At 71.0% G+C, this 8,071-nt stretch carries 4 protein-coding genes and 1 pseudogene; 4 read left to right on the top strand and 1 reads right to left on the bottom strand.

The features are described 5' to 3' along the window. Positions 1-511, top strand: a pseudogene (locus HG543_RS24275) (glycosyltransferase family 4 protein); the annotation flags it as partial. Between the two features lie 99 nt (positions 512-610). After that, complete coding sequence (locus HG543_RS24270) at positions 611-4,825, top strand: response regulator (protein WP_169347225.1); 4,215 nt, start codon at positions 611-613, stop codon at positions 4,823-4,825. Positions 4,826-5,232: 407 nt separating this feature from the next. Here the strand turns inward: HG543_RS24270 and HG543_RS24265 are convergent, their stop codons facing one another. Next, positions 5,233-5,457 (bottom strand): hypothetical protein, encoded by a 225-nt coding sequence (locus HG543_RS24265; RefSeq protein ID WP_211194131.1) that lies wholly within the window; start codon positions 5,455-5,457, stop codon positions 5,233-5,235. Between the two features lie 190 nt (positions 5,458-5,647). Here HG543_RS24265 and HG543_RS24260 point away from each other — a divergent pair, with 190 nt between their 5' ends. Then, positions 5,648-6,586 carry an AAA family ATPase gene (locus tag HG543_RS24260; RefSeq protein ID WP_169347224.1) on the top strand — a complete coding sequence of 313 codons (939 nt, stop codon included), beginning with the start codon at positions 5,648-5,650 and terminating at the stop codon, positions 6,584-6,586. 6 nt (positions 6,587-6,592) lie between these two features. Further along, a complete protein-coding gene (locus HG543_RS24255) occupies positions 6,593-8,008 on the top strand; it encodes a patatin-like phospholipase family protein (protein ID WP_169347223.1) in 1,416 nt (471 codons plus the stop codon). Positions 8,009-8,071 lie beyond the last annotated feature (63 nt).

Genomic DNA, 8,071 nt, shown 5'->3' with positions numbered 1-8,071 from the left:
GACGGAGCCGCCCCGGCTCACGCCCGTCTCGCGTCCGCCCGCGCCTCCCTCCCTCAAGGCCTCCGTCCCCACGGCGGCCAGCTCCGACGACGAGCCCGAGGAGATCTCCGCCGACGAGGCCCAGCCCATCGAGGACGGTGCCGACGGATCTGCGACTCCCGCCCACTCGCGCCCACGTCTGGACGAGCCGGACGAAATCAGCAGCGACGAGGTGGAGGAGGCCGAGGTCTCCGTCAGCGGCGCCGCTCGCCTGCTCGATGAAGCCGAGCTGCACGAGGTGGAATCCGCGCCGGCCCCCGAGCCCGTGGACGAGGGCCCCGCGCCCGAGCCTGTGCCCTCGTCACTCAACCCGTGGTTCGCCCAGCTCGCCCACGGCTACTGTCCTCCCGACGGCATTCGCTTCGACCGGCACACACCCCCCACGACGTTCCCCGGCCGGGACGAGGACGCCCACCCGTCCCGCCAGCCGCCGACACGTGCAACAGGCGTTGTTCGCGGCAAAAGCTCGTGAAGCAGCCAACCGAGCGCTACCCATAAACTTTCCAAGCCTTGCACCCGCCCGATAGGATGCTGCGGTTTTCACAGCACTTTTTCCGGGTCAAAGGGCTTCATGGAGCGTCGGGTCCTCATCGTCGAAAGCCAGAATGAATTCGCCCTCAGCATGGCCACCGTGCTCAAGAGCGCGGGGTACCAAACGGCCATGGCGGCGACGGCGTCAGACGCGCAGCGCGAGCTGGAGAAGCGTCGGCCGGATCTGGTCGTCCTGCGCGCCGAGCTGCCGGATCAGTCCGGCTTCGTTCTCTGCGGTCAGATCAAGAAGGGCAAGTGGGGCCAGAATCTGAAGGTCCTCCTGCTCTCCTCCGACACGGGCGTGGACGGCCTGGCGCAGCACCGCCAGACGCCGGGCGCCGCGGACGGATACCTCGTCATCCCCTTCGAGATGGGTGAGCTCGCGTCCATGAGCCACGGCATCGTCCCGGCGGGCACCGACGAGTCGGACGCGTCCCTCGACGCGGCGCTCAACGGCGCGCCCCGCGAGGCGCCTCCGCCCATGCCGCCGCCCCTGCGCACCAGCGCCGGCGGCCCGCCCAAGCTGCCCAAGCGCGAGCGCCGCAGCGCCATGACGGACGAGGACCGCGCGTTCCTCGACCGCGCCTTCCAGTCCATCGCGGACCGCAAGGCGGAGCTGCTCGCCGAGTCCCGCCAGCTCAAGCGCCCGCCTCCGCGCCGCGAGCTGATGGGCACGCCCGAGGGCAAGATTCAAATCCTCCGCGACGAGCTGAAGACGCGCGAGGCCCAGCTCGCCCGCCTCTCCGAAATCTGGGGCGTGCGCGAGCGTGAGCTGCTCACGGGCGAGGACCGCCTCCACGAGAAGGACGTGGAGCTGCAGGGCCTGAAGATGCAGGTGGACGACCTGCTGCGCCGCTTCAACGAGGCCCAGCAGGCCATGCTCCAGAAGGAGCGCGAGCACGGCGCCGCCGTGGACGACCTGCTCCTCCAGAAGTTCTCCGCGGAGAAGGACCTCATCGAGGTCGTCGCCTCCAAGGAGAAGGACATCAACGTCCTTCGCAAGGAGGTCCACAACCGCGAGGACGAGCTGGCGCGCCGCGCGTCCGAGCTGGAGAACCTCCGCGGCGAGTACGACAAGCTGGAGAAGCACCTCGGCGTCGTCACGCTGGAGTTCGAGGTCAAGGAGCAGAAGCTCCAGGACGCCCTCCGCGCCCACGAGGCGGAAGTCGCCCGGCTGGGCAAGCGCGGTGACGACTTCGAGGCGGAGCTGGCCCGCACCGTCAGCGAGCGCGACCAGCGCTACGCCGAGCTGGGCGGCGAAATCCAGGCCCTCCAGGACCGCCTCACCGAGACGGAGCAGGAGCGCGACTCCACCGTTCGCGCCCTGGAGGCCCGCGCCACCAAGGCCGAGGAGCACGGCGCCCAGGCGGACGCCGAAATCGTCCGGCTGAACGCGGAGAAGGACGCGCTGGAGGCCCGCCTGTCGCAGCAGGTGGCGGACCTCGAGACGGACCTCGCGCGCACCACCGGCGAGCGCGACCAGCTCCGGCTGGACAAGGACGCCCAGGAGACCGAGCTCACCCAGCGCATCGAGGACCGCGACGCCAAGATTGGCTCGCTGGAGCGCGAGCTGTCGGAGACCATCGCCCGCAACGAGCAGAGCGAGGCGGACCTCAACGCCAACATCCAGCAGCACATGGAGCGGATTGGCGAGCTGGAGGGCGAAGTCGAGGCCGTCAAGACGCACCTGGCGGACCGCGAGGCCGAGCTCTCCGCCGAGCTGCAGGCCCTCAACGAGGCCAAGGACGCGCTGGAGACGGACCTCAACGACCGGCTCCAGTCCCTCAACCAGGCCAAGGACGCCCTGGAGGCCGACCTCACCCGGCAGATTGAGGAGCTGCGCTCCGCCAAGGCCGAGCTGGAGGCGGACCTCACCGGTCAGATTCAGGCCCTCACCCAGCAGCTCGAGGAGTCGCAGCACACCGGCGAGCAGCTCCAGGCCCGCGTCGCGGCGCTGGAGGACACCGTCGCCCAGCGCGAGGCCACCATCGAGGGCCTGCAGGGGGACGTGGCGACGCGCGACGAGCGCATCGCCGAGCTGAGCGGCAACCTCGAGGCCACCAGCCAGACGCTGGCGCAGACGCAGGAGACCCTCGCCTCCACCGAGCAGACGCTCGCGGAGACCCAGGGCACCCTCGCCCGCACCGAGCAGACGCTCTCCGAGACGCGCGGCGAGCTGGAGGCCACCACCCAGTCGCTGACGGACACGCAGGGCCGCCTCTCGCAGACGGAGGAGGCCCTCGCCGACACCCGCGGCGAGCTGGAGGCCACCAGCCAGACGCTGGCGCAGACGCAGGACACGCTGGCCCGCACGGAAGCGACGCTGGCGGACACGCAGTCGCGCCTGTCCCAGACGGAAGGCGCCCTGGCCGAGACGCGCGGCGAGCTGGAGGCCACCACCCAGACGCTGACGCAGACGCAGGCCACGCTGGAGGAGACGCGTGGCGAGCTGGGCAGCACCATCGCCCAGCGCGACGCGCTCCAGGCCGAGCTGCAGGAGACGCAGGGCGCGCTCCAGGACACGAACGACGCCCTGGCCCGCACCACGCACGAGCGCGACCAGCGCACGGCGGAGCTGCAGGCGCTGGGCGTCGCCAAGGACGCGCTGGAGCAGGACCTCACCGGCCAGATTGGCCAGCTGCGCGGCGAGCTGTCCGAGACGCTGGGCAACTACGAGGCCGAGCGCGCCGCGCACGAGAAGCTCGCCGCCGAGACGAGCGCGCAGATTGAAGCGCTCACCGGCGAGCGCGACGGACTGCGCTCCGAGCTGGAGGCCACCACCCAGACGCTGGAGCAGACGCAGGCGCAGCTCGCCGCCACGCGCGACACGCTGGGCCGCGAGCAGCAGGCCCACATCGCCACGAAGCAGCAGGCGGCCAACACCCAGGCGTCGCTGGAGGCGCAGCTCACCGAGGCGCGCAACCAGGGCGAGGACCTGGGCGAGCAGCTCACCCTCACCAAGCACGAGCTGGGCGCCGCCGTCGCCGAGGTGACGCGGCTGTCCTCGCAGCTGGCACAGACGGAGAACGCGCGCGCCAGCCTCGAGGAGCGGCTGCACACGCTCACCGAGGAGTCGCAGCGCAAGGAAGAGCTCCTCCAGAACGACCTGGCCAACAAGGGCAAGGAGCTGTCGGACACGCTCCGCAAGCTCACGACGGTGACGCAGGAGAAGATGCGTCAGGCCGAGGTGCTCAACCGCGAGGTCGCCACCCGCACCGAGCAGCTCAAGACCCTGGAGGCGAAGCTCCAGCAGCAGGCCGCCGACGCCAAGCGCCAGACGGACGCGCTCAACCAGCAGATGGCGGGCCTCAACAACCAGCTCGAGCTGGGCAAGAAGGCGCTCGCCGACCGCGAGGAGCAGCTGCGCGCCGCCGGAGCCTCCCAGCAGAAGCTCACCGCCGAGAAGAACGAGCTGGCCGGTCAGCTCCAGCAGAGCGAGGCGAAGCTCCAGCAGCAGGCCCAGCAGGCCACCCAGGAGCGCGCCGAGGCGAAGCGCGCGGCCGACGAGCTGGCCGCGAAGCTGGCCAAGGCCGAGCAGCGCGTCGCCCAGCTCACCCAGGAGGCCCAGGCTCGCGCCGCCGAGGCGGACGCGAAGGCCAAGGACCTCCAGGGGCAGCTCACCACGCGGGCGAAGAAGATCCAGGACCTGGAGCTGGCGCTGGAGAGCGCCCAGGGCGCCAAGGGCCGTCTGGAGAAGGAGCTGAACGCCAAGGTGGCCGCCGCCGAGGCCAAGGCCAACGAGGCCGCCGCCCGGCTCGCCACCGCGCAGAAGGAGCGCAAGGACCTGGAGGCGCGGCAGCTCAAGGAGCTGGAGGACCTCAACGCCAAGCAGAAGGCGGAGCTGGAGCGCCGCGAGGCCATCAAGGCCCAGGAAGTCGCCCGCCTGCAGCAGTCCGTGCAGGAGAAGAGCAAGGCGCTCAAGGTCGCCGAGCTGGAGCTGGCTCGATTCAAGAGCAAGCCCGGCGCGGCCGCCGCTCCGGCCGCGAAGGCTCCCGCCAAGGCCGCGGAGGACGACGACCTCTCCCGGACCCAGGTGAACCAGGTCATCCCGCCCGCCGCCACCGCTCCGGCCAAGGCCGCTCCGGCCAAGGCCGCCGCGAAGCCCGCCGCCGCGAAGAAGGCCGCGGCCCCCGCCCCCGCCGGACTGGGCGAGGAGTCGGAGCCCACGGATCGCACCGTCATGGTGCAGATCCCCACCGAGGTCGCGAAAGAGGACGCCGACTGGCTGTCCATGGTCGACGACCTGGACAAGTAGCCACGGCGCCTGACGGTGCTCCGGCTTCGTGACCGGAGCACCGCCGTGCTTCATCGGCCGCCGGGGCCCTTCCCAGCGTCTGAGGGTGTCGCAACGCACGGCTGGAGCCCCACGCATTCATCGGCCACCGGGCTCCGTCCTGGCGTCATCCGGGGCCGATGCCTCGCGCCAGGGGACCGGCGCCCGCGCGCGCCGTCGCGGGCCATCCCCGGCGCCCTTCGGAAACCCGGCACACCCCGCCGGAGCTCCGGCACCCGTCCCCTGAAACGGCATCACCCCGGAGCCTTCCCTGCTCGGGGAGGCGGTCCGGGGTGACGGTTGCTACGCCAACAGACTTCGTCGCGGCTTCGGATTCCCGGGGCCTCGGGGCCCCACCCTGACATCCGTGCCCTACCCGGACACGCGCGTCAGAGCGCGGCGCGGGCCTCGCGCACCAGCTCCTTGAAGTGGAGCGAGGCGACGACGTCGCGCAGCGACGCCTCGCGGCCGTGGTTGTGGGCCTCGATTCGAGCGTCGTGCCAGCGGGCGCGCAGCGTCCGCACGGCGATGTACGCCAGCAGCAGCGGGAAGCCTCCCGGCAACAGGAGCACCGCCATCGCCAACACCACCCTGAGCCACGCCCACACCACCATGACCGCTGACCTCGCGCTTCGTGAGTTGCGGCCGCTCTGATGCACGACGTGTGCCCGGGATGCGAAGAATATTTCCCACCGTGGTTACGCCGGGTTGCAGGGCAGCGAGGCGATTTACCCACGGTGCGGGGCTCGAAACCCTGGCATTTTTGCCGCAGTCGCTGGGGAGTCGGTCGGTTAAGTTTGCCGGGTGAGTATCCCTTCGACGGTAGAGACGCGCTCCTTCACCAGCGTGGAGGACGCGGAGCAGCGCCTGGAGCAGGTGGGCTACCTGTCCTCCCCTGAAATCGCGACGGCGGCCTTCCTGGCGGACCGGATGAACAAGCCCATCCTGGTGGAGGGCCCCGCCGGCGTGGGCAAGACGGAGCTGGCCAAGGCACTGGCCCAGGCCCTGGACCGCGAGTTCATCCGCCTCCAGTGCTACGAGGGCCTGGACGAGGCCAAGGCGCTGTACGAGTGGGAGTACGCCAAGCAGCTGCTCTACACCCAGCTTCTCAAGGACAAGATTGGCGACATGGTGCAGGGCACCACCACCCTGGCCGAGGCCGCGGACCGGCTCGCCACCGGGGACGCGGTGTTCTTCTCCGAGCGCTTCCTGCTGCCCCGCCCCATCCTCCGCGCCCAGCTCTCCGAGCGCCCCGCCCTGCTGCTGGTGGACGAAATCGACAAGGCGGACCCCGAGTTCGAGGCCTTCCTCCTGGAGGTCCTCTCGGACAACGCCGTCACCATCCCCGAGCTGGGCACCTTCAAGGCGAAGCACATCCCCCGCGTGCTGCTCACCTCCAACAACGCCCGCGAGCTGTCGGACGCGCTCAAGCGCCGCTGCCTCCACCTGCACATCGACTTCCCGGACCGCGAGCGCGAGCTGCGCATCGTCAAGGCGCGCCTGCCGGACGTCCCCCAGGTCCTGGCCGAGCAGGTCGTGGAGGCCGTGGCCGCCATCCGCTCGCTGGACTTGAAGAAGGCGCCCTCCATCAGCGAGACGCTGGACTGGGCGCAGAGCCTGGCGCTCCTCAACGCGGAGCAGCTCACCTCGGACCTGGTGGCCTCCACGCTCAACCTCGTCCTCAAGTACGAGGGTGACATCGAGAAGGCCCGCGCCAACCTCTCGCAAATCGCCCAGGCCTGACGGCCCGTGCTGCTGAAGGAACGCTTCCAGATAACCCGGCCGCTGGAGGAGCTGGAGCTCTCGCTCGTCCGCGCGGCCATGGCCTCTCCGGGCCTCCTGGACGCGCGTGAGGAGGCCATCCTCCGTACCGCGCTGTCGCTGGCGCGCCTCTACAAGGTCCAGCACGGCGAAATGGACGTGGGCGTGGGCGCGCTGCTCACGCCCTTCCGCGAGGAGGTGGAGCGCCGGCTCGGCCCCGTCCTGCGCGGCCCGCGCCCGCCCACGCGCGACAGGCTCATTCCCCACGTGAAGGACCTGCGCGAGCACGCCGCGCACGCCCGGGACACGGTGCTGAAGCGGCTGCGCGGACGCGTGCCGCCGGAGGCGCTGGACCAGGAGATTCGCCACAAGGCGCTGGTGCTGGTGGCGGGCGGAGGCGGCGGCACCGCGTTCGTCTACCTGGGCGTCATGAGCCTGCTGGACGAGCACGGCCTGGAGCCGCGCCTCGTGGCCGGCGCGTCCATGGGCGCCATCCTCGCCATCATGCGCGCGCGCATGGCGCGCTTCGACCCCACGGAGATGGTCAACATCGTCCGCGGGCTGTCCTTCCGGAAGCTCTTCCGCTTCATCTCCACGGAGAGCCGCTACGGCATTCCGGCGGCGCTGCGGCTGTTCCTGCGCGCGGGCCTGGGCCGCTTCTTCGGCGCGGGCCCCGAGGGCAGCGGCCTGCGGTTGAAAGATCTGCCGCTGCCCACCGTCATCTCCGTGGGCGGCATCCGCCGCGGCATGCTCCCTCGCCCGCTGGAGTATTACGAGCGCCTGATGGGCACGAGCCCCCTGGGCCTGCTCAACCCCGCCGGCGTGGCCCGCCGCATCCAGGCCGCCATGGGCGCGGTGGCGGAGCTGTTCACCCGCCCCGAAATCACCGTGCGCCTCCACCTGGGCGCCGACGACGCCACCGGCGAGTTCGACGCGCTGGACGCCGCCGGCTTCTCCTCCGCCCTGCCCGGCGTCATCCACTACGACGTGCTCCGCGAGGACCCGCGCATGCACGGCCTGCTGGAGGGCCTGCTGGCCCAGCATGGCGTGGCGCGCCTCATCGACGGGGGCCTCGTGGACAACCTGCCCGCGAAGGCCGCGTGGAAGGCGGTGGCCCGCGGCCGCATCGGCACGCGCAACGCCTTCATCCTCGGGCTGGATGGCTTCGCGCCCCGGCTGGCCACGCCCTTCTGGCTGCCCCTGCAGCGACTGGCCGCGATGACGGTGGCCCCCAACCTCCCCTACGCGCACCACGTGAAGCGCTTCCCCCGGACGCTGTCCCCGCTGGACGTGGTTCCCTCGGTGGAGCTCGCCTCGAAGGCCCTCCACCTGGGTCGCAAGGCACTCGTGGAGGACATTCCCTTTCTGCGAAGGATGCTCACTCCCCTACCGCCGGTGCTGTGACGCCTCGCGCTATCCGTATTCGAGCTTTGACCTCATACGGTGTGCTGGCTAGAAGGCCCGGGC

The sequence above is a fragment of the Pyxidicoccus fallax genome (assembly GCF_012933655.1).
Taxonomy (GTDB): domain Bacteria; phylum Myxococcota; class Myxococcia; order Myxococcales; family Myxococcaceae; genus Myxococcus; species Myxococcus fallax.
Note: the sequence above shows the minus strand (reverse complement) of the source record. Positions and strands in the feature narration are given on the sequence as shown.

Bases quoted from the DNA above. Each gene is read 5' to 3' on its own strand.
- HG543_RS24265 (WP_211194131.1), bottom strand. From the start codon at position 5,457: ATGGTGGTGTGGGCGTGGCTCAGGGTGGTGTTGGCGATGGCGGTGCTC.
- HG543_RS24270 (WP_169347225.1), top strand. From the start codon at position 611: ATGGAGCGTCGGGTCCTCATCGTCGAAAGCCAGAATGAATTCGCCCTC.